The sequence below is a fragment of the Rhodococcus sp. Ni2 genome (assembly GCF_021352185.1).
In the GTDB taxonomy this organism is placed as follows: Bacteria; Actinomycetota; Actinomycetes; order Mycobacteriales; family Mycobacteriaceae; genus Rhodococcus_F; species Rhodococcus_F qingshengii.
Genome location: NZ_WOXZ01000002.1, coordinates 690,971 through 710,393 on the forward strand (window position 1 = coordinate 690,971; position 19,423 = coordinate 710,393).

The window sequence follows — 19,423 nt, forward strand, 5'->3', positions numbered from 1 at the left end:
TCGTGGCGAAACCGAAGGCGATCGTGTGCGGACCCGGTCCACAGGACGTTCGTTGGGGGAGCGACGGAAGCGTCGATCCCCCAACGAGCCCTATTGTCTAGCTGTCGATCGTCACGGTGTCACGTTGATCGGTGTGGCCGATGCGAACTGCAGTGTGCCCGACATTGTTGCCGTCCCAGTGGCTGCGGCGGGGCAGACGGGTCCGGTGCCGGTGCGTGTGTAGTTCACGGTGCCGGTGTTGCTTGCCACGACGCGCTGGTTGGGAATATCGAATGGCAGCGGTCCGACAGTGCTGGCCCCGACGGTGACTGTGCATGTTGATCCGGGCATCGTGACGACTGCGCCTCCTGCAGGAATGACCAGGGATCCCTGAGCCGATCCGGTGTCTGCCGATACGTTCAATAGCCAGGAGCCGGAGGTCGTGACCACAGCGGGTAGGCCGTTAGCCTTGCACCCGGTCAGGCTGGGGGTGCCGATATTGACGTTGACTCCGCCGGTGCCGGTGTTGGAATTACCCGGCGCGGATGGGATGGTCCCGGAGCCCGTCGTACTGGAGCAGGTAAGTGTGATCGTTCCTGTCTTGATACTGAGATTGCTGCTCGAAGCAGTCACGGCTTGACCCGCTGGAGTGACGACGGTCGAAGCCAGAGCGGTGCCGGCTGCGACCGCAATCGCGGCTGCGGCGGCAGCTGTGACGATGGTGGTGCGGCGAACTGCATGGGACATCGATATCTCCTTGTTGTCGGTGATACTTCGTGAGTCGCCGGTGCTTGCTCTACTGCGTCCGCAGGCTGTCGGCGCCGATGTTGAACACATCGCTTGTGGTGGTCAACGAGTTGTGACCACTCGAAGACGGAACGTTGGCGCGAAGATTGACTGCCCAATTCAATGCGCCGAACAGTCCACATCCAGATGCGCCCGGTACCGCGAACGTCTGGTCGGCGTGCGTCACGTTTCTGACGGCGGCGGTATCCGGAAATCCTGGAACTTCCTCCAGGACACCATTTTCGGACACTCCGAGTTTGAACATGATCGGGTTGCTCGCAGAACCCAGATAGCAGTTGCCGCCCAGCAAGGGGTTGGAGATCTTCAATCTTGCCGGAAGTGTGACACCGAGTTGGAATGCGTCGACTGTTGGCAACGCGACCGGTTCGACTGTTGCCTTGATGGTGGTCAAGCCGCCGGGGAACGGTATACCGAGCCCGAAGATTCCTCCTGGTACCTCGATGGGGGTGGAATAGACGCCTTTGGTGCCGTCAGTGGGAGGAATGAAGATCTGGTCGAACCCGAATTCAGCGTCGGGGTTCTCGCGATAGGCGACACCGCCGGCGATATTCAACGAGCCGGAAGGAATCGGTACTTTGAGCCCGTTGATGTTCATTTCGCCGCCTTTGACGACGACATCGACACAGGTGCTTGTCTCCGGATTGGCTATCGGGCATTTTCCCCAGCCCCCGAACGGCGCATTGGGCAGCGGGGCCGCCGTCGCGGTTGACACCGCCCCGAGAGTGAGGACTCCCGCTGCGACGACGGCGAGCGCGGCTCTGAATCGTATTGTGCGCATGGACAAGTGAACTCCGTTTCGAGGTGGCAATCTGTCGTCGATGACGGTTCTGTGGCAGTGGGTTGGATTGCTAGTTGGCGCTACGCTCGGCAACGACGGCAGCGGGTTCGGGTGAGCCGGCCGGCTGGGGCCTGAGGCTGTCGGCACCGATGTTGTAGACGTCACTCGTCGTGGCGAGGGAGTTGGACGTGGTGGACGAGGGAAGCCCGGCGCGCCAGTTGACGATTGGATTCAGAACGCCGAACGGGCCACATCCGGAAGCTGTCGGGACCGCGAAGGGCTGTCCGGTGTGCCCGGTGTTTCGAACGACGGCAGTATCCGGGAAACCTGGAACCTCTTCGAGGACACCGTATTCGGTCACATCCAAGTTGAGTTGGACGGGGTTGTTGTCCGAGCCCAGGTAGCATTTGCCGCCGAGGAGAGGGTTCGCGATCTTCAATTTGACGGGTAGCTTCACACCAAGCTGAAATGCATCCACGGTGGGGAGTGCAGACGTCGACTCTACGGTGGCCGAAGCCTTGTTCAGTCCGAAGAGATTGTTGAATGGCAGGTCGATTCCGAGTGCGCCCCCGGGGATGTCGATGGGTTTGGCGTAGATCCCCCGACTGTTGTCGTTCGGCGGGATGAATACTTGGTCGAATCCGAATTCAGCCTCTGGATTCTCCCGGTATGCAACTCCGCCCGCGATGCGCATCGCCCCGGCGGGAATGTTGACGGAAAGCTTGCCGATCTTCATGTTTCCGCCGGTGACCGTGACGTCCATACAGGTGCTGGTCTCGGGATTGTCGATCGGACATGAATCCCAACCGCCGAAGGGGATCTCCGCTGCCGGGGCGGCTCCTGCAATGCTTGCTGACAAGCTTCCCACCGCAGCGGCGGTGGCGAACACAGTTGCGGTGGCGAGTGCGCCGAAAAGCCCACGCGACGTCGAACGTCGGGACATGTATTTCTCCTTTGGGTACAACCGACCAGTCGGGATTGTGTTGATGAGTGACGGTAGTCACGTGTGACTTGGATGTACAGACAATTTGAAACAATTCCGACAAAAGTATTACTGCGATCGCCTCCGCTACTACTTGTGGCTGTGAGGATTGAAATTTGTTGCAGTGCTCTGTGTCTCGTCATTCACCTGCGAATCGCTGTGAGGTGCTTCGACCCGAAAGGCGTTCGTCGACGGGAATATCGGACTCCTGTCGAAATCGAGGTGGCAATGTTTTGTCGGAGTCGCCAATGAGGGAAGTCAGGGCGAGTAACTTTGTCGAACAGCGGCTGATCGGTACTCCGGGCAGCCGCCCGAGAGAACGGATCGCCATGACGCTGATGCTGCCGCTCGACTCGATGTTCCTTCTGATGGAGTCACGGGAGCATCCCATGCACGTCGGTGGCCTGTCGCTTTTCGTTCCGCCGGAAGGGGACGACGGCGAATTCGCAAGATCGCTCTACCGTTCGCTCACCGACGTCGACTCGATTCGCCCACTCTTTCGCCGCAAGCCGGTGCAGTTCTTGTCGAACTTCGCGCCGGTGCGTTGGACGGAGGACGAGGACGTCGATCTCGAATATCACGTCCGGTTGCTCGCGCTGCCCAAGCCGGGGCGAGTCCGCGAGTTGCTCGAGCTGACCTCCATGCTCCACGGCACGCTGCTCGATCGGCATCGGCCGCTGTGGGAGGCGTACGTGATCGAAGGTCTCGCCGACGGCCGAGTTGCCGTGTACATGAAGACGCACCACGCGCTCATGGATGGTGTGTCTGCTGTTCAGGCGTGGTACCGCAGCCTCTCGTCGGACCCGCTCGATCGAGAATCGATGCCTCCGTGGGCGCAGCGACCTTCTTCGGGGCGGGTTCGTGCCGGTCGCGGGCTGGACCTGCAGAGGCGGGTGGGCTCCGTGATCGAGACCGTGCAAGATGTGGTCGGGGTCGGCCCTGCGATAGTGAACGCCGCTGCCTCGGCAGTGAAGGACCACGTCGCACCGTTGCCGTTTGCTGCCCCGAAATCTATCTTCAACGTCCCGATCACCGGAGCGAGGCGTGTCGCCGCGCAGTCGTGGCCGATCGAGCGCCTGCGCAAGGTCAGCTGCGTTGCAGACGTGACGCTCAACGATGCGGTGTTGGCAATGTGCGCGGGTGCGCTACGGCGATACCTGATCGAACTGGACGAGTTGCCGGACAAACCGTTGATCGCGATGGTGCCGGTATCCCTTCGCAAAGGTGAAGAGGGTGAGGCTTCCGGCAATGCCGTAGGTGCGGTGTTGTGTGATCTGGCAACCGAATTGGCAGATCCGGCGGCCCGACTTCAGAGAGTTCACGACTCGATGAGTAGCGCCAAGTCTCTGATGTCGGGCCTGACGCCCCTGCAGATCACGGCGCTCAGTGCATTGAACGTCGCGGGTCTCGGGCTGCCGCTGATCCCTGGTTCATCCCGACTGATCACTGGGCGTCCAGTCTTCAATCTGGTGATCTCCAACGTCCCCGGCCCGACAACGACGCGCTATTGGAATGGCGCGAAGCTCGAGAGCTGTTACCCGGCATCGATTCCGTTGGACGGGCAGGCGATGAACATCACCGTCATCGGCTACGCGGACACCATGCAGTTCGGGCTCGTCGGCTGCCGCCGCAATGTTCCGCACTTGCAGCGGCTCCTCGGCCATCTCGAGGAATCCTTGAGTGAGCTCGAAGCCGCCGCAGGTTGAATGCGTGAGGAAACCTCAGCTGACGGGGACCGCTCCGCGAGCGTTCGATACCAAGTGAGTGCCGATCTGAAGGAACGCGGGTACGAAGTTCGGGGTGTCGATTGCAGGCGAAAGGATGTGGGCTCCGAAATGCGCGACCACAAACTCCAGGTCGCGTGAGATCAAGAGCCTCTGGCCATGGATTCCGCTTGCCATGAACGATCCGAACGGATCATTGAGGATCCACCAGTAGTCGTGGTAGCTCATCGTCGCGGGGGAATCGACAGGGGCACGCGGGCTTCTGACCTCCGAAGGATAGCCTGCGGGCACTCCCGCGGTCATCGATCGCGCGATGTGCGGTGGGATCACCTGACGATCCTCGACGGCACCGTCACAACGAATCATCTCACCCAATCTGGCCACGTCTCGAAGGGTCGCACTGAATCCGCCCGCCGCCATTTCCGTTCCAGCGGAGTCGACTATGTAGAACGCATCTTCTTCGGCTCCGATTCTTGACCAGACTAGCTCACTGAGTAGTTCGGCGAGTGAAGTTCCGGTCACGCGGCGCAGTATTTCTCCGACAGTCTCGACATTGCCGTTCTCGTAGCGGAATTCGACGCCGGTCGGGCCCGCAGTACGTGCCGTGGCGAGGTGCTCGAGAATGGTCTCCGGGCCGCGGTAATTCATGGGGCGCAGCTTCGGGGCGACTACGGCCCAGAAACGGCTGGCTTCGATGGTGCGATGGAACGGCCGACCGCCGTACGTTACATCAGTGCCCATGTGAAGAAGGTCCTGAATCCGATTGTCTCCGAACGCAGTTCCCGCCAACTCGGGAATGAATTTCGACGCCCGATCGTCGCGGTCGAACAATCCTTGTGCTTCGACCAGTGCAGCCATCAAACCGACGTAGGATTTCGCCATCGATGCATTGAGGTGCGGTTCGTGCGGTTTGCAACCGTGCAAGTAACTCTCGTACACGATGCGTCCCCGATGTAGCACTGCGATACCGTCACTGTGCGCACCCGCGAGGAACTCGGACACCGTCTGCTTCGGCTGATCCGGGAGGTTCAACGTGACACCGGACAGATCCGTGTAGTCGGTCGGGAGGGTCCATTTGGGTCCGTCGCCGCGCCACACACGGCGAGTCGCAACCATCTCTCGTATGGTTGTGGCTTGTTGGCGCACGTCGGCCGGGTCGGTGAATCCGCGCGCCCAGGGGATGTCATCCGTTGCGATGTTTTGTGCCATCTGAGGTCTACTTCCGTCTTGATTGCCGAGTTGGAGTGTTGATTGCCGCGTTCGTAGTTGATGAACTGAATTGCCTAGTGCCGAAGCGCATTCTGTTCATGTAGGGGGTTGGCGGATGGCCCGGAGAGTAGGGCCGCACTGTCGCGGGCGTAGGGGCGATACAGTGCGCCTGAAGCGACCCCGTTGACGGTGGTCAGCACTACGGTGACGATGAAGAGCGCGCCTTGCAATCCGATTCTGTCGCCGAGGGTTCCGACCAAGACAGCGTATCCGGCGTAGGCCAGCGCTTCGACTGTCGAGACGGAGACGGCAAAGGCCAGGGCTCGCAGTTCCGGACGAACTACGGCCATGATAATCGGCCGATTGACCACTGGGACCTGACCTTGAAGGACGCCGACGATCCCGAACAAGACCGCGTAGACGCCGATGCTGTTCCAGGAAATCTGCGTAGCGATCAGTGCTGCGGCCGCGAATCCGAGTTGGCTGGCCTGAAGCATGATGATGCGGCCGTTTCGGGGTCGTTTGACGTGTACGGCGTCGTTGACTCGTCCGCCGACGAACGTGCCGAGCAGGTACCCGATTGCGAAGGGCGGTGCGATGATCGAAGCAGTTGCGGTCGTGAATCCGTGCTCCTCGACGAGAAATACGATGCTGAAGCTCATGATGACGTTCTGGCCCGAGAATGCGCGTTGTACGAGTAAGTATCGGAATGTCTTGATAGCGAGTAGCTCTCGTATCCCTTCGCGCCAGAATCTTGCTTTGGAGCCGAAATCGTCGGTGGTCGTCTGTGCGGGCGCATCGGCGGATTCAGGATCGTCGAGGAAAAGCATGATAAGCACACCGATGGCGATGCAGATTGCACCGGTGATGATGTATCCGTAGCGCCATCCATCTTCGAAGCGAGACAAAAGCCCGAATATCGGGGCGGTCGCGCCGGTGATGACGGCGACGCCGCCGTATACCAATCCCGTTGCGCGGCCCCTCCGGGCGTCCTCGTACAGATCTCCGAGGATGGACAATGCAATCGAGCCGGCGCCGGCGAAACCTGCGGCGCCGATCGCATAGAGGACGAGAAACTGAGTGAAACTGCCGGACAATCCGGCCAGGATTACCCAGACACCCCAGAACCCTGAACAGATGGCAAGTACCGACTTACGAGAATATCGTCGGGCAAGGAACGCCCAGGGGATTGCCGTGAAGACCCCGACGGCCTTGGCCACTGCAACGATCGTGCCGAGCGCCGCCGATGACAATCCCATGGCCTCGCGCATGAGAGGGAAGAGCACGGACGTCACGCTGCTTTCGGCGTTGTCCATTGCCGTGGAGCCGGTCAGGAGTGCGAGGTTCTTACCTCGCCGACTGCGTGGAAACTGAGTAGGTGCCGCAAGTTCTGTGGTCATTGTTCCCTCTCGAAAAATGCCGATGATTGCTTGGGCGCGGTGGGCAGCGCTCGGCGGTCGACTGTGCACTGAGTCACAGTGAGCATTAATGGAGACAATATACATAAATAGACATACTGTCTATCTCTTTGTTCAAAGTTGGATGACAGTGCAGGTGCCGAGTCCCGCAACCGTGACGCCTACGGCCAAAGTCGCCATGACAATGAACGGTATTTCTCGAGAATCCTTGTCGTCCAGACTGAGTCGACGATGACGGATTGTCGTGCCCACGATGACTCCGGCAGTCGTAATGATGAGCGTGGCGAACACTGCGATTCGTAGAACGGACGGATGCAAAGCGATTTCGCGACCGGTGATCACTGACACAGTCACAGAGGAGAGGGCAGTTCGTCGCCAGGCGAGCACGGTTCGCTCGGGTTGCAGTCCGGGCGGCTCGTTTTTCGTCACAACACGGTCATCCCTACGCCGAGACCCGCAACGACACACACCCCACCGACGAGAAGCGCGATCATCGGTGACGTGGGTAAGGGAAGATCACGCCTCATCGCGGTTTGGACGGCCTTCCAGTGTCTGAGCGCGCCGAGCGCTACAGCCGACGCCACGACGGTGCACACGACTCCGAGCATTTTGTACATATTGTTGTCGTTTTCGGATACGTAGAACTGACCGACTGCGACGCCGCCTGCCAACAACCCCAACGCAGTTCGTATCCAAGCCAGAAATGTTCGTTCGTTCGCAAGACTGAATCTGTAGTCCGGTTCGTGATCGATCACGGTGATTGCCTCCGAAATGTCGAGTGCCCGCCAGGCCGTCACGTCGAGCGTATGACGACCTGGCGGGCGCGAAATTGGATACGACTGTCCTTGAATGATCTTCAGGTGGTGAGTAATTGACGCGCGATTCCGTTCTTCTGAATCTCGGAGGAGCCGGTCAGGATTCGGAACATCCTCAACCGCTGGAACAGTGATTCGACCTCCGAACCACGGATGACCCCGGCTTTTCCGTGAATCTGAACTGCGTGGTCGGCGATGGTGAAGGCCTTCTCGGCAACGAACAGCTTGCACATAAATGCTTCGGTACGCGGACTCCCACCGGCATCGAGTGTGGCGAGTGCGTCGTAGGTCATCGAGCGCGCAGCGTAGTAGTCGGTCGCCATGTCGGCGAGTTTGTGTTGGATGGACTGCAACATCGCAAGAGGAGCGCCCTGCACCTGGCGAGTCTTGCTGTACTCCAACGACAATTCCAGTGCTCGGCGGGCTCCGCCGAGGACGGTGGGGCAGTGCAACAACCGGTTGACTGTGACTCGACCGAGTCCGATTCTCAAGCCTTCGCCCACATTTCCGAGAAGCTGTTCCGGCCCCACGTAGCAGCCGTCGAGGATGATGTCCGCTTCGATGTGCTGACCGGACATCGGGACGTCACCGTCCGCCACTGTGCAGCCAGGAGAATCCAAGTCGACCAGGAAGGCCGAGTACGAATCCGGTCCGTCGCCGTCGGATGCCATCTTTGCGATCAGGACCGAAAAGTCGGCGAAGGGGCCCGCGGACGAGAACACCTTGTGGCCGTTCAGGCGCCATCCGGCACCGTCCGGGGTAGCTGTGGTGAGCATGCCGCGAACATCGGAACCTGCGTCGTTCTCGGTGAGAGAAAAGCAGCACGCCTTCTCTCCTCGCAGCACCGGAATCAAGTACTTTTCCAACTGGTGCTCGGTGGCGTATTGAAAGATCGATCCCGCGCGGAGTGGGCCACCCATGTCTCCGAGCACGGACGTCGCGAGGACCCGCGGCGATGCACCGACCTCTTCTTTGAGTGCGGCGAGTTCGGTATAGGTGAGGTTCTGGCCGCCGAGTTCAGTGGGGAGGTGTATTCCGTAGAAGCCGAGTTCGCGGCTGCGTCTCCACACTGGCTCGAGTGTCTCACGGATGTAGTGGGATTCTTGAGTGAGACCCAATTCGGCTTCGTACTCGGCTAGTTCGCCGTCGAGATAGTCGCGTAGACGCTCGACGAGCGATTGAAGTCTTGGATTGTCTTCGTAGGTAGGGGTGAGAGCGAATGACATGTCTATTTCCTGTCAGTTGACGTGACGGTCAGCGGTGGTCCAGTAGGTCGCGCGAATCGCGCGGCGATCGATCTTGCCGTTTCGGTTGACAGGCAACGAATCTGCGAAGTCGACCGAACGTGGCTTCTTCATGCTTGCCAGACGCGTCGAGCAGTGCGCGATCAATTCCATTGCGGTGGTGTCAGTTCCATCTCTGGTCACGACAACAGCCTTGACTGCTTCGCCCCACTTCGGATCGGGAACTCCCACTACGCAGACTTCGGAAACGGCGGGATGTTCGTACAAAGCGGCCTCCACCTCGCTGCAGTAGATGTTGAATCCGCCCGAGATGATCATGTCCTTCTTGCGGTCGACGATGAACAGGTAGCCGTCTTCGCGGAAATAGCCGACATCGCCCGTGTGGACCCAGCCGTTCCTGAACGTCTCAGCCGACAGCTCGGGTTCGTGGAAGTATTCGCGGACACAGTCCGGACCACTGGCTACGATCTCGCCGATCGTGCCGGCCGGGACCTGTACGCCGTTGTCGTCGACCACGCGAACATCGGTGTCGTATGCCGGCCGGCCGCACGAGAGAAGAAGCTCAGGGTCGGATTCGATACCGCGCACCACGTCTTCAGCGGTCAAGACAGTGACGACGCTGGTCGTTTCGCCGAGCCCGTATCCCTGAATGACGATGGGACCGAACACCTTTACCGCGTCGCGCAACCGTTGTGGAGAAACCGGCGCTGCGCCTACGCCGATGCAGCGCAGAGAGCTCAGGTCGACTTCGGTAACCGACGGATGGTCCATCAGCAAGTTGAGCATCGTCGGGACCACCATGGTGGTGGTGATCCGCTCACGTTCGATGGTCTGCAGGAACGTCCTCGTGTCCCATGCCGGCAGGATCACCACTGCGGCGCCCCTGGCGAACATTCCGAGCATCACCATGCCGGAAGCGTGTGTGATCGGGCCGGGGGCGAGGTAGCGATCACCAACAGTCGGCGCGCCTTCGGGGCTCATCAGTCGCTTGCGCATGTTCGCCAAGCGGTTGCCGTGACTCTGGACCGCAGCCTTGAGCTTGCCGGTGGACCCGGATGTGTAGTTGAGGACAGCCGGGGCGTCAATGTCGACGTCCACCTCGACGTTGTCTTCGCTGCCCCTTGTCGTCAGTTCGTGATAACTGTCCGCGCCGGGAGTCGAAGTGCTGTAGTCGATCACCCTGCAGTTCAGCCCTGCGTCGGCGACGACCTTCAGCGCCATCTCGGCATGGGCGGGGTCGACGAAGAGGACACGCACATCGGCGTCGGCGAGGATATGCCCGAGTTCGTCGGCGCCCAGTCGTGCGTTGATCGGCACCCTGACGAATCCTCCCTTGTACAAGGCCATTTCGGTCACTACGAGTTCCCCGCAGTTTCCGGCAAAGGTTCCGATCATGTGTCCGGGCCGTGTCCCGGTCACTGCGAGAGCGGACGCGAGACGGTTTGCGGCCGTATCGAGCTCGCTGTAGGTCCACCGGCCTTCGCCGCAGACAAGGGCTTCGAGATCGGGGTAGTAGCTGGCGCTTCGGGCGAGATAAGTACCGAGGTTCATGGACATCTCCAGAGAAAATCGACATCACGAATGTTAATGGACAGTCTGTCTATATTCGATCGTCCTGTCAATGTTGAACTATGCTTCGTACAACAGTGCGAAGGAAGGGAACCCAATGCCTCCAGAAGACAGACGTGTCCGGCGTACCCGACGATTGCTGCGGGATGCCTTGGTCTCGCTCGTTCTGGAACGGGGATATGCCGGGATCACCGTCGAAGACATCACGGACCGTGCAGATTTGGGTCGGGCGACGTTCTACAGTCACTACACCGACAAAGACGATTTGCTCGGTCAAGTCGTGTCCGATCTGGCCGATGACCTGCAAGAGCGGCTCGGTCCACTCATTCCCGCCTCTTCGATCGGATTCACCGGCAAGCCTGTGCTCGAGATGTTCAGGCATGCCGCTGAGGAACGTGACGTCTACCGTGTGATCCTGCGTGGTGAGGGGGATGGCAAGGCGCTGCGAAAGTTCGTCGAAGACCGCAGCGTCGCCGCTGTGCGGATATTTTCCGCACGGGCAGAAGCGCTCGGGGTTACTCCGCGAATCGACATCGAAGTACTCTCGCGGGCATGGGTGGGTGAACAGATCGCGGTCATGCAGTGGTGGCTCGAGTCCGACCCGCCACCGCTGACGCCGGAAGAAGTCACCGAGATGCTGCTCGAACTTTCGTTGCGGGGACGCTACTGGTCTTCGGGTTTCGACGGCGAATTGAAATCCGAATAGCCGCTGTCACGTCTCGCCGTTGCCGCGGCGGCTTCGTCGAGAACCGACTCGGTGTGCTCGCCCACGTATGGAGTCGGAAGTCGAAAACTGTTCAGTCCCAAGCTGAATTGCGCCGGGAATCTCATCTGGGGCCAGCTTTCTCCGTTTTCGGTCGCGACCTCGCTGAACAGGTTTCGAGCGACGACATGGGGATCGCTCATCAGCTGTCCGGCGTCGGTGAACACCGGCGCCCATGGGGCATTGATCGCAGTCAACGATCTTTCCCACCACTCGTATGTGTGCGTACCGAAGGTGGTGACCAGGAGTTCCCGCAACTCAGCCTTGTGCTGTGTTCGGGTCCATCGATCGTCGTAGCGCAGTGTGTTCAGTGCTGGAAACTCAGCGCTGAATGCTGTGCGGAACTCGATCCAGAACCTGTCTTCGAAAGTGGCAAGTGAAAGCAAGCAACCGTCGGAAGTCTCGAAAATGTCGTTGTCTCCCTGGACGGTCGGTGAATCGGTAGGGTTCTCGATATCGCGGATCATGAGCGCGAAAGGCGCGCACCACGCGGTTGCAGCCTCGGCGAGGGAAATGTCTATGTGTTGTCCGCGTCCGTGCTTGTCCACGCTGGCGAGAGCAACCGAGATGGACAGTGCTGCGTACATCGAACCCACCAGATCACCGGCCCGGATACCAGGGCGGGTGACGACTCCGTCGGTGCACCCGGGAACTGCGAAAAAGCCGGAAAGGCCGAGGAAGTTCAATTCGTGCCCCGGCTTGTCGGCATAGGGTCCGGACTGCCCGTAACCGGTGATCGAACATAATACGATGCGTGGGTTGGCTTTTCGAAGTACGTCGTAGCCGAGTCCCATGCCTGCCAGTACCTGTGGCCGGAACCCCTCGACCACTGCATCTGCAGTCTCGACTAGTCGAAGGAACGTCTCGCGATCGGATTCGAGACGGAGATCGAGCGCGATCGATCGCTTGTTCCTGTTCAACGAAGCCATCCGTTCACCAGCTGCCCGCGTGGGATCAGGTCGCTTCGGGTTCTCGACCTTGACCACGTCGGCGCCCAGATCTGCGAGCAGCGTCGTCGCAAACGGGCCGGGCAGAAGGCGAGAGAGGTCGAGAACGCGCTTGCCGTGTAAGAAACTCCATTCCGACGTGTTGTCGCTGTCCATGTTCACACTCCGAAGACTGTCGAGGCAGTAGCCGATAACGCCAAACCCTCATCGGCACGGCATTGTTCGTAACTGCTGGATCCCAGGATGATCAACCTGATCGATAATTGGCAGACTATCGATTAATGAACAGGATGTCTACGAATTGATTGCGGCGAGGTTTTGTTCTGCTTTGTCGACGCGACGCTCAGCAACACGGAGTTCCTTCTCGGATTCTCGAACCGCAGCGTCACTGGTCTTCTCGGCGTTCCGTGCGAACTGCCGTTGCTGCTCAGCGTGCTCGAGTTCGGTGCGCAGTTCTTCAACGCGCCGTTCGACGTCGGAGAGCGTCGTTCTGGCTTCCTGGAGTTCGGCGGTCTCGGACTTCACCCGGCGGCGGATCTCGTCGGCCTGCGCCGTGGCTTCCTTCAATTCTGCTTTTGCTCTGGCTTGTTCGGCCTTCGGTTCCGGAGTTTTCGACTTCGGAGTCGTCGGCTCTTCAATCGCGGCGTGCTGCGGTGATTTCTCATTCACCACGGCGAGCCCGGCGGGTCCGAAACCGCTGTAACTCGCCGCGGTCACGACCCGTCCGAGTCGAACCTGCGCGGCAGTCTCCTCATCGGCCAGAGCGGCATTGAGGGTCTGCGCGACATCACGTAAAGCATCCTCGCCGACGCTTTTTCCCCGTGAAGCCGCGATCTCACCGGATTTGTGGGCGAGACTCCGCACCACCTGCTGCCTCTGTGTCGTCAGCCGTCGCAAGTCCGGGCCCGAGAGATGGCGTTGAGCGTCGCGTAGCGATTCGCCAAGCGCGAGAAGTGCATCCAGATCCTCTGGTGCATCGCGCGAGATGAGATTGACCAACCACCCCACGGTGGTCGGCTTCCGAAGTTTGCCGATTTCCGCGGCCAATGTGCGGTCGTTGTCCTCCCGGGCGGCCTTCACATGATGTGTACGCGCCTCGACGAACTCGCCGGGGTCGAGCCCGTACAGTTCGTTGGCGACATCATCGAGGGTCACGTATCCATATTGGCACTCGGAACGGTTACATGTGGCAAGGCGGAAGGTATCGCACGGTAGGTACTCCGCCGGGACCGTCCAGGCGAACCTCGGCGTCGACCTGGTAGACCTCGGCTATCAGGTCAGCGGTGAGGACCTCGGTCGGGCTTCCGTGGGCAACGATGGATCCCCGGTTCAGCATCACTATCGAATCGCAGAACATGGCGGCCAGATTCAGATCGTGCAATGCCATGATCGTGGTGGTGGGGAGGCGTCGCACGAGCGCGAGCAATTCGAGTTGATGGTTGATGTCCAGGTGATTGGTCGGCTCGTCGAGTAGCAACTCGTGAGGTTCCTGAGCGAGGGCGCGCGCGATCTGGACGCGTTGGCGCTCCCCGCCGGACAGGGTGTGCCACGACCGGTCCAGCATGCCGGCGAGGTCGGTGTGTTCGATCGCTGCCCGAACGGCGTCGCGATCGGAATCCGACTGCCCACCCCACAGTCCGCGGTGCGGTGTGCGTCCGAGTTCGACTACCTCCGCGACCGTCAGATCGATCTCGGTGTTGCTGTGCTGATCAACGGTCGCGATCCGACGCGCGACGTCGCGGCGTTTCCAGTCGGACAACGGGGTTCGGTCCAGGGTCACGACACCGGACGTCGGACGATTGTGCCCGGCAAGCAGTTTCAGCAGCGTCGATTTCCCCGAACCGTTGGGGCCGAGAAGCCCCACCGTACTTCCGGTTGTAGGCGAGACGTCGAGGTCGTCGACTATGAGCGCCCCGCCGACCCGCCAACTGACGCCGGCAGCTTCGAGTGTCATGGCCTGGCCTTCCGTCTCCAGAGGATGACGGCAAACGCAGGCACACCGACCAGCGCGGTCACCACACCGGCCGGGAGTTCCTGCGGCGCAATGGCTGTGCGTGCTACTGCGTCGACCCAGACAAGGAAGATGGAGCCGATCAGTGCGGACGCAGGCAGGAGTCGGCGGTGGTTCGAACCGACGAGAGCCCGCGCCGCGTGCGGGAGGACCAGGCCCACGAAGCCGATGGCGCCTGCGACGCTCACGATCACCGCGGTCATCAAGGCTGTTGCCAACAACAGGGTCACACGCACCCGCCACACGTTCACCCCCAGCGACGACGCCGCGTCCTCGCCGAAGGCAAAGGCGTCGAGTGCGCGGGAGTGAGTCAGACAGACCGCGAGGCCGACTGCGACCACCGCAGCGCAGAGTGCGACGTCGAGCCAGTCGGCGCCGCCGAGTGAGCCCAGGAGCCAGAACATCACGCCGCGGGTCTGCTCGGGATCGGCCGAGGTGATGACGATGAACGAGGTGAGCGCGGAGAACAGTTGGGTCGCGGCGACACCGGCCAGGATCACCCGATCCGGCGTGCCGCCGGCCGCATGGGCGAGCAGCAACACAAGGGCGAAGGAGATCACCGCGCCGATGAAGGCGCCGCTCGACAGGCCGATCACTCCCGACCCGACTCCGAGGATCACGATCAGTACGGCACCGGTCGAGGCGCCGGACGAGATACCGAGGACAAACGGATCGGCCAGCGGATTGCGAAGCAGCGACTGCATGATCGCACCGCACAACCCGAGACCGGCACCGCAGAGCGCGGCGAGCAGGGTACGCGGCAGACGGAGGTCCCACACGATGCCGTCACGGATAGGGGTGACGTCCGCCGCGGTACCGCCGAGATGGCCGACGACAATCGAAGCCACCTCACCGACCGACAGACCGGCCGGCCCCAACGTGATGGCAACGGCGGCTGATCCGGCCAGCGTGACAACACCGATCACCCACAGCAGGGTGACGGTCGTCGGGTTGTCACGCAGCCGAACTCTTGTCGTCATCTCACGCCGTAGACCACGTAGTCGTCGAACAGTTGCCAGACCGTCCCCGACTCCCGAAAACCTGCTTGCGCGAGCGCCGCCAACTGGAAGTCGACGGCTGTGGGCGCGGTGGCGTCACGTCCGGCGAATCTACGCTCACGCTCGTCGGTCAGTGCCCCGATGCCGTGAGTGGCCCGCAGCTCGTCCCACCAGCTGTCCCACTCGGGAGCGCCCGCAGCAAAGGCGGAGCGTTGCGTCTGCTCGTCGTGAGCGTTCGCCCATCGCCCGATGACAGGGAAGCGGCCGTCGAAACGAAAGTGATCACCATTGAGCAGAACGCCGGCAGGGCTCAGCAGTTCGCGGCACTGCCGATACACCTCGACGAGCTGCTGCGGTTGCAACCAGTGCAGCGCGGTTGTCGACACTATCGCCTGAACCGGCGCAGCCACCGAATTCGGCCAATCGGCTCCCGCCAGGTCTGCGTCGATCAGCTGCAGTCGGTCACCGAAACGCGTCGACGACTGGCGGGCGAGCGCCAGCAGCATCGGGTCGTAATCGATCCCCACAACGCTCGCATGCTCGAACTTTTCGAGAATCCGGGCGCTCAGTGAACCCGGCCCGCAGGCCAGGTCGACAACCGTGAACGGGGCGTGCGCGTGCTGCAATTCGAGGACGTCGAGAATCACGTCGAAGCGCTTCTCACGGTCGGCGATGTATGCCGCCTGCTGGTCGTCCCACCGACGCACCAGTTCACTGATCTGCGCGGACATCTAGACCACACCCAACTGGCGCAGCCCGTCGGAGAGCTGTTCGATGCCACCGACATTGCGGATCGAGGGATCCATCGTCGTTCCTTCGAGGATGATGTAACGCTTGTTCTTCACTGCGGTGAGCTTGCTGGCGACCGGGTCCGATTCGAGGAACGCGATCTTGTCTGCGGCACTGTCGCCGTCTCCACCGCGGTCGAGATCTGCGAGCACCAGCACGGTCGGGTCTCGATCGAGGACACTCTCCCAACCGATTTCGGGCCAGTACTGCTTGTTGTCGTCGAAGGCGTTCTTCGCACCCACCGCGTCGGTCATGATTCCCGGTGCACCGCAGCACCCGGCGAAGTACGGAGTCTTCGTGGCTGCGTACCACCACGCCAGCGTCACGTTCTCAGCTCCCAATGCCGCCGTGGCGGTGGCCGCGCGGTCCTTCAAACTCTCGGTGAGCTCGACACCTTTGTTCTTGACATCGAACAGTGTTGCCACGTCGTTGATTTCGTCGTACAAGTCGTCGAGCGTGAGGGCCTTGCTCTGCTCGGCATCCTGACCGGTGCACTCGCTGGGTGACTGATATGTCGCGACACCGAGGTCGGTGAACTTGATCCGGTCGGCGATGCCCTCCGAGGTGAACGTGTAGTTGAACGTCGTGTAGACCATGTCCGGTTCGCGTTCGAGGACACTTTCGAATGACGGGAACTCGGTGTCGAACGCCTGGACCTGACCACGCGCCTCGCGCAGTTCGGGGAGGACATCGTCATCGCTCATGGCGTACCCGGCCATCCGGTCCTGCACTCCCAGCGCGAACAGCATCTCTGCTGCAGGTTGATTTACCGCGATTGCCCGTTCGATCGGTCGCTCCACCGTGACGTCTCGGCCACAGTTCTGGACTGTCACGCGCGATTGTTCGGAAGAGTTGGATTGTCGGGCAGCACTGTCGTCGGAGGAGCAGGCAACCAACGACGCGCTCAACAGGGCAGCGACGGCGGCGGCGGGTAGGCGAAGTCTGGACAGACGCATGGAATCTCGTTCTCGCAGGGGCTCGTTCGCGGAGCCCGTTACCGTGTGAACAGGCGCCTGTTGACCCCTGCTGCCAGCCGGTATTCGGACTCGAGATCGCTCCACCCGAGCGCCTTCCCAGATTGTCATCCAGTGGCGTAAGCCCGGGCGGTCACCCTCACCGCTGCGCGTCAGTTCCGGATTCACACCGGATTCCCTGACCCCCTGTGTGGAGGTCCGCTGGCACAGAGGAACTTATCACCGCAGTGCACCGCCGGTCAGGTCGGCTGGTGTGAGGCAATCAGATCTCGATGGCCAGGTCGTCGATGTCGGTGAGGGTTCCGCCGTCGGCGAGGATGCGCTCGTAGTTCTCGCGTCGACGGAGGTCGATTTCGGTGTTGCTGACGCCCTCCTTCCAATATCCGAATATCGCGACGTCGTTTTTGTCGAGTCCGACGGTCGATCGAAAGTGCTTCCGGATTGCGCGCATCTCGTTGCGTTCACCGGCGCCCCACACGACGTAGCTCGCGGGATTGGCGAGCTCGCGTGCTCGTACCGCCAGTGGGCCGTCGGGCTCGGCCGGATCTGCGCTCACGCGGTGAAGCTCCAGGCCGGGGAGGGCGGGCAGTTCGGCGAAGGCGACCTCGTCATCTGTTGTGACCCAGCCGATTCCGACGACGTCGGTAGGTAACTGCTCGATGATCGAGTGCAATGCGGGTATTGCGGTGCCGTCCAGAAAAAGTGCGATACGTCGACCAGGAACATCAGGGATCAAGAAGTGTGGCCGCGGACCGGTGAGGCCGAAGGTGTCACCGACGGCCAACGCTGCTGCCCACCTCATCATCGGACTGGTCTGTCCGTGCAGGACCACATCGACGACGATCGATCCGCTCGCTGAATCGTAGGAACGCACCGTGTACACGCGCGAAGCGTCGTCGAAGGCCGGCCCGAGATTCATGCGTACGGTTACATTCGGGCGTGACCAGGTCGGATCGTCGGTCGACTCCGTCAAACGAGCCGTGATCCGCAGCAGGTGATCGCTCGGTCGCTCCATCGCTTCGACGATCGCGAGAACGTCGTTGAGTCCGCGATTGTGGTCAGCGGTCCGTAGGACGGTCGTCGGGGGAGTTGTTGTGCGCGAGGCGTCTGCATGTGTCATCGACTGTGCTCCTGGATCGGGTTTTTCGGGATGCCACCAGGTTAGTGCTGCCTAAGTCGAGCGAGTTGTCCAGAAGTGACATCTGATTACCTGAATGATTCGGGTCTCGAAACGACGCGGTTGAGCGAGTGGTGCCGGCGCTGCTACCGTGCCTGTGATGTCCATACGCCTCTGTTCTCTCGCTTCCGGCCGTGCACTGCGCACGGCCCGATTCGGCGTAGCGACTTTCCGACGTGGGCGTAAGGCGATCGACCGCCGCCCGTCCGGTCTTGTCTGGATCGAAAGAGCCTTGGCCGCACCGGCCGGATCCGTCTGACATTCGCCACTTCGGCGAGCATTGCCTCGCCGAGATTTCGCAGTGCCACACCTGTTGCAGTGCTGCGCATTTCCCGTACCTGAAGTTTCTCGCGGGTGAGTTGTGAGTGTCGGCGCCACCGAGCCTGGACTACCAGCCAACTCGTTTTCGTGAAAGGTACACAGCAATGAATCGTTTCGAAGGTCGTCGTATTCTCGTCACCGGCGCAGGATCTGGAATCGGGCAGGCCACCGCGCTGCGGTTGCTCGCCGAAGGTGGCCGCGTGGTCGCTGCAGACATCTCCGAGCAGGGTTTGGCGAACACCCGGAAATCGGCAGAACATGCTTCGACGGAGGATCGCCTCGACACCGTCGTCGTCGATATCGGTGACGAGGGTTCCGTCATCAAGGTTGTGGGTCAGGCGATTTCGTCTCTCGGGGGATTGGACGTACTGGTCAACGCCGCCGGGATACTGCGTGGTGGGCACACCCACGAGACCTCGCTGGACCTGTGGAATCAGGTGCTCTCCGTGAATTTGACGGGCACTTTCCTCGTCACGCGCCAGGCACTGCCGGCTCTCCTTGCCACCGGCAACGCAGTCGTGGTGAATTTCAGTTCCACCTCCGCTGCCTTCGCGCACCCGTACATGGCCGCGTATGCCGCAAGTAAGGGAGGAATCCAGTCCTTCACTCACGCACTGGCTCTCGAATACGGCAAGCAGGGTCTGCGTGCCGTCGCGGTGGCTCCGGGCAGTGTGAAGAGCGGGATCACCGATACTACGGCGTCGTACTTGCCGGAAGACACCGACTGGTCGCTCTTCGGCAAGTTGTCACCGATTCTGAGCACTGATCTGGAGTCCGGTGGTGCCCCCATGGCCGGGCCGGAAAGTGTTGCGGGAGTTATCGCGATGTTGGCATCCGACGATGGTGCCTTCATCACGGGCACGGAGATCCGGATCGACGGCGGCACGCACGCCTGATTCTGCGTCCGTCTGACGGCCC

20 protein-coding genes and 1 riboswitch are annotated in these 19,423 nt (G+C 61.1%); of the genes, 4 read left to right on the forward strand and 16 right to left on the reverse strand.

What is annotated here, in order from left to right:
• Positions 1–111: 111 nt before the first annotated feature.
• The 3 genes from GN300_RS16735 to GN300_RS16745 form a co-directional block, all read right to left on the reverse strand.
• Positions 112–726: a hypothetical protein gene (locus GN300_RS16735; RefSeq protein WP_003945583.1), complete on the reverse strand. Its 615-nt coding sequence runs from the start codon at positions 724–726 to the stop codon at positions 112–114.
• Between the two features lie 49 nt (positions 727–775).
• Positions 776–1,564, reverse strand: coding sequence for a hypothetical protein (locus tag GN300_RS16740; protein ID WP_003945568.1), 789 nt, complete (start codon positions 1,562–1,564; stop codon positions 776–778).
• Positions 1,565–1,634: 70 nt separating this feature from the next.
• Positions 1,635–2,507, reverse strand: coding sequence for a hypothetical protein (locus GN300_RS16745; protein ID WP_003945649.1), 873 nt, complete (start codon positions 2,505–2,507; stop codon positions 1,635–1,637).
• Between the two features lie 368 nt (positions 2,508–2,875).
• On the opposite strand from GN300_RS16745, the gene GN300_RS16750 reads away from it, so the two are divergent.
• On the forward strand, positions 2,876–4,252 hold the full coding sequence (locus GN300_RS16750; RefSeq protein WP_063314924.1) for a wax ester/triacylglycerol synthase family O-acyltransferase: 1,377 nt from the start codon (positions 2,876–2,878) through the stop codon (positions 4,250–4,252).
• A 15-nt stretch (positions 4,253–4,267) separates the two neighbouring features.
• Here the strand turns inward: GN300_RS16750 and GN300_RS16755 are convergent, their stop codons facing one another.
• The 6 genes from GN300_RS16755 to GN300_RS16780 form a co-directional block, all read right to left on the reverse strand.
• On the reverse strand, positions 4,268–5,479 hold the full coding sequence (locus GN300_RS16755) for a serine hydrolase (protein WP_063314923.1): 1,212 nt from the start codon (positions 5,477–5,479) through the stop codon (positions 4,268–4,270).
• A 74-nt stretch (positions 5,480–5,553) separates the two neighbouring features.
• Positions 5,554–6,879, reverse strand: coding sequence for an MFS transporter (locus tag GN300_RS16760; protein WP_063314922.1), 1,326 nt, complete (start codon positions 6,877–6,879; stop codon positions 5,554–5,556).
• 132 nt (positions 6,880–7,011) lie between these two features.
• The gene (locus tag GN300_RS16765) at positions 7,012–7,326 is read right to left on the reverse strand and encodes a DUF202 domain-containing protein (protein WP_007734680.1); all 315 of its coding nucleotides are present in this window, start codon (positions 7,324–7,326) and stop codon (positions 7,012–7,014) included.
• Positions 7,323–7,694 carry a YidH family protein gene (locus tag GN300_RS16770; RefSeq protein ID WP_081557457.1) on the reverse strand — a complete coding sequence of 124 codons (372 nt, stop codon included), beginning with the start codon at positions 7,692–7,694 and terminating at the stop codon, positions 7,323–7,325. Before GN300_RS16770 ends, GN300_RS16765 begins: the two co-directional genes overlap by 4 nt.
• 59 nt (positions 7,695–7,753) lie before the next feature.
• The gene (locus GN300_RS16775) at positions 7,754–8,938 is read right to left on the reverse strand and encodes an acyl-CoA dehydrogenase family protein (protein WP_063314921.1); all 1,185 of its coding nucleotides are present in this window, start codon (positions 8,936–8,938) and stop codon (positions 7,754–7,756) included.
• Between the two features lie 12 nt (positions 8,939–8,950).
• Positions 8,951–10,507, reverse strand: a complete 1,557-nt coding sequence (locus GN300_RS16780) for a long-chain fatty acid--CoA ligase (protein ID WP_063315142.1) — start codon at positions 10,505–10,507, stop codon at positions 8,951–8,953.
• 115 nt (positions 10,508–10,622) lie between these two features.
• Here GN300_RS16780 and GN300_RS16785 point away from each other — a divergent pair, with 115 nt between their 5' ends.
• Entirely contained in the window at positions 10,623–11,231 is a 609-nt protein-coding gene (locus GN300_RS16785) for a TetR/AcrR family transcriptional regulator (protein WP_007734687.1), read from the forward strand.
• Here GN300_RS16785 and GN300_RS16790 read toward each other — a convergent pair.
• From GN300_RS16790 to GN300_RS16820, 7 genes are all read right to left on the reverse strand, one after another.
• Entirely contained in the window at positions 11,189–12,391 is a 1,203-nt protein-coding gene (locus GN300_RS16790) for a CaiB/BaiF CoA-transferase family protein (protein WP_063314920.1), read from the reverse strand. The genes GN300_RS16785 and GN300_RS16790 overlap by 43 nt on opposite strands.
• A gap of 138 nt (positions 12,392–12,529) precedes the next feature.
• On the reverse strand, positions 12,530–13,390 hold the full coding sequence (locus tag GN300_RS16795) for a hypothetical protein (protein WP_063314919.1): 861 nt from the start codon (positions 13,388–13,390) through the stop codon (positions 12,530–12,532).
• A 25-nt stretch (positions 13,391–13,415) separates the two neighbouring features.
• Positions 13,416–14,189 (reverse strand): ABC transporter ATP-binding protein, encoded by a 774-nt coding sequence (locus GN300_RS16800; protein WP_058038896.1) that lies wholly within the window; start codon positions 14,187–14,189, stop codon positions 13,416–13,418.
• Positions 14,186–15,226, reverse strand: coding sequence for an iron ABC transporter permease (locus GN300_RS16805; protein ID WP_063314918.1), 1,041 nt, complete (start codon positions 15,224–15,226; stop codon positions 14,186–14,188). Before GN300_RS16805 ends, GN300_RS16800 begins: the two co-directional genes overlap by 4 nt.
• On the reverse strand, positions 15,223–15,975 hold the full coding sequence (locus GN300_RS16810) for a trans-aconitate 2-methyltransferase (RefSeq protein WP_063314917.1): 753 nt from the start codon (positions 15,973–15,975) through the stop codon (positions 15,223–15,225). Before GN300_RS16810 ends, GN300_RS16805 begins: the two co-directional genes overlap by 4 nt.
• Positions 15,976–16,989, reverse strand: coding sequence for an ABC transporter substrate-binding protein (locus GN300_RS16815; protein ID WP_054831556.1), 1,014 nt, complete (start codon positions 16,987–16,989; stop codon positions 15,976–15,978).
• Positions 16,990–17,046: 57 nt separating this feature from the next.
• Positions 17,047–17,228, reverse strand: a riboswitch (cobalamin riboswitch).
• A 41-nt stretch (positions 17,229–17,269) separates the two neighbouring features.
• Positions 17,270–18,127, reverse strand: a complete 858-nt coding sequence (locus GN300_RS16820; protein WP_003945614.1) for a siderophore-interacting protein — start codon at positions 18,125–18,127, stop codon at positions 17,270–17,272.
• A gap of 157 nt (positions 18,128–18,284) precedes the next feature.
• On the opposite strand from GN300_RS16820, the gene GN300_RS16825 reads away from it, so the two are divergent.
• The gene (locus tag GN300_RS16825; RefSeq protein ID WP_156511691.1) at positions 18,285–18,443 is read left to right on the forward strand and encodes a hypothetical protein; all 159 of its coding nucleotides are present in this window, start codon (positions 18,285–18,287) and stop codon (positions 18,441–18,443) included.
• 166 nt (positions 18,444–18,609) lie between these two features.
• On the forward strand, positions 18,610–19,401 hold the full coding sequence (locus GN300_RS16830; protein ID WP_063314916.1) for an SDR family NAD(P)-dependent oxidoreductase: 792 nt from the start codon (positions 18,610–18,612) through the stop codon (positions 19,399–19,401).
• Positions 19,402–19,423 lie beyond the last annotated feature (22 nt).

Excerpts from the sequence above, each read along its gene's own strand:
- GN300_RS16780 (WP_063315142.1), bottom strand. The coding sequence starts at position 10,507 with ATGAACCTCGGTACTTATCTCGCCCGAAGCGCCAGCTACTACCCCGAT.
- GN300_RS16830 (WP_063314916.1), top strand. The coding sequence starts at position 18,610 with ATGAATCGTTTCGAAGGTCGTCGTATTCTCGTCACCGGCGCAGGATCT.
- GN300_RS16810 (WP_063314917.1), bottom strand. The coding sequence starts at position 15,975 with ATGTCCGCGCAGATCAGTGAACTGGTGCGTCGGTGGGACGACCAGCAG.
- GN300_RS16790 (WP_063314920.1), bottom strand. The coding sequence starts at position 12,391 with ATGGACAGCGACAACACGTCGGAATGGAGTTTCTTACACGGCAAGCGC.
- GN300_RS16760 (WP_063314922.1), bottom strand. The coding sequence starts at position 6,879 with ATGACCACAGAACTTGCGGCACCTACTCAGTTTCCACGCAGTCGGCGA.
- GN300_RS16805 (WP_063314918.1), bottom strand. The coding sequence starts at position 15,226 with ATGACGACAAGAGTTCGGCTGCGTGACAACCCGACGACCGTCACCCTG.
- GN300_RS16775 (WP_063314921.1), bottom strand. The coding sequence starts at position 8,938 with ATGTCATTCGCTCTCACCCCTACCTACGAAGACAATCCAAGACTTCAA.
- GN300_RS16745 (WP_003945649.1), bottom strand. The coding sequence starts at position 2,507 with ATGTCCCGACGTTCGACGTCGCGTGGGCTTTTCGGCGCACTCGCCACC.
- GN300_RS16785 (WP_007734687.1), top strand. The coding sequence starts at position 10,623 with ATGCCTCCAGAAGACAGACGTGTCCGGCGTACCCGACGATTGCTGCGG.
- GN300_RS16825 (WP_156511691.1), top strand. The coding sequence starts at position 18,285 with ATGTCCATACGCCTCTGTTCTCTCGCTTCCGGCCGTGCACTGCGCACG.
- GN300_RS16820 (WP_003945614.1), bottom strand. The coding sequence starts at position 18,127 with ATGACACATGCAGACGCCTCGCGCACAACAACTCCCCCGACGACCGTC.
- GN300_RS16815 (WP_054831556.1), bottom strand. The coding sequence starts at position 16,989 with ATGCGTCTGTCCAGACTTCGCCTACCCGCCGCCGCCGTCGCTGCCCTG.
- GN300_RS16755 (WP_063314923.1), bottom strand. The coding sequence starts at position 5,479 with ATGGCACAAAACATCGCAACGGATGACATCCCCTGGGCGCGCGGATTC.
- GN300_RS16750 (WP_063314924.1), top strand. The coding sequence starts at position 2,876 with ATGACGCTGATGCTGCCGCTCGACTCGATGTTCCTTCTGATGGAGTCA.
- GN300_RS16800 (WP_058038896.1), bottom strand. The coding sequence starts at position 14,189 with ATGACACTCGAAGCTGCCGGCGTCAGTTGGCGGGTCGGCGGGGCGCTC.
- GN300_RS16740 (WP_003945568.1), bottom strand. The coding sequence starts at position 1,564 with ATGCGCACAATACGATTCAGAGCCGCGCTCGCCGTCGTCGCAGCGGGA.
- GN300_RS16735 (WP_003945583.1), bottom strand. The coding sequence starts at position 726 with ATGTCCCATGCAGTTCGCCGCACCACCATCGTCACAGCTGCCGCCGCA.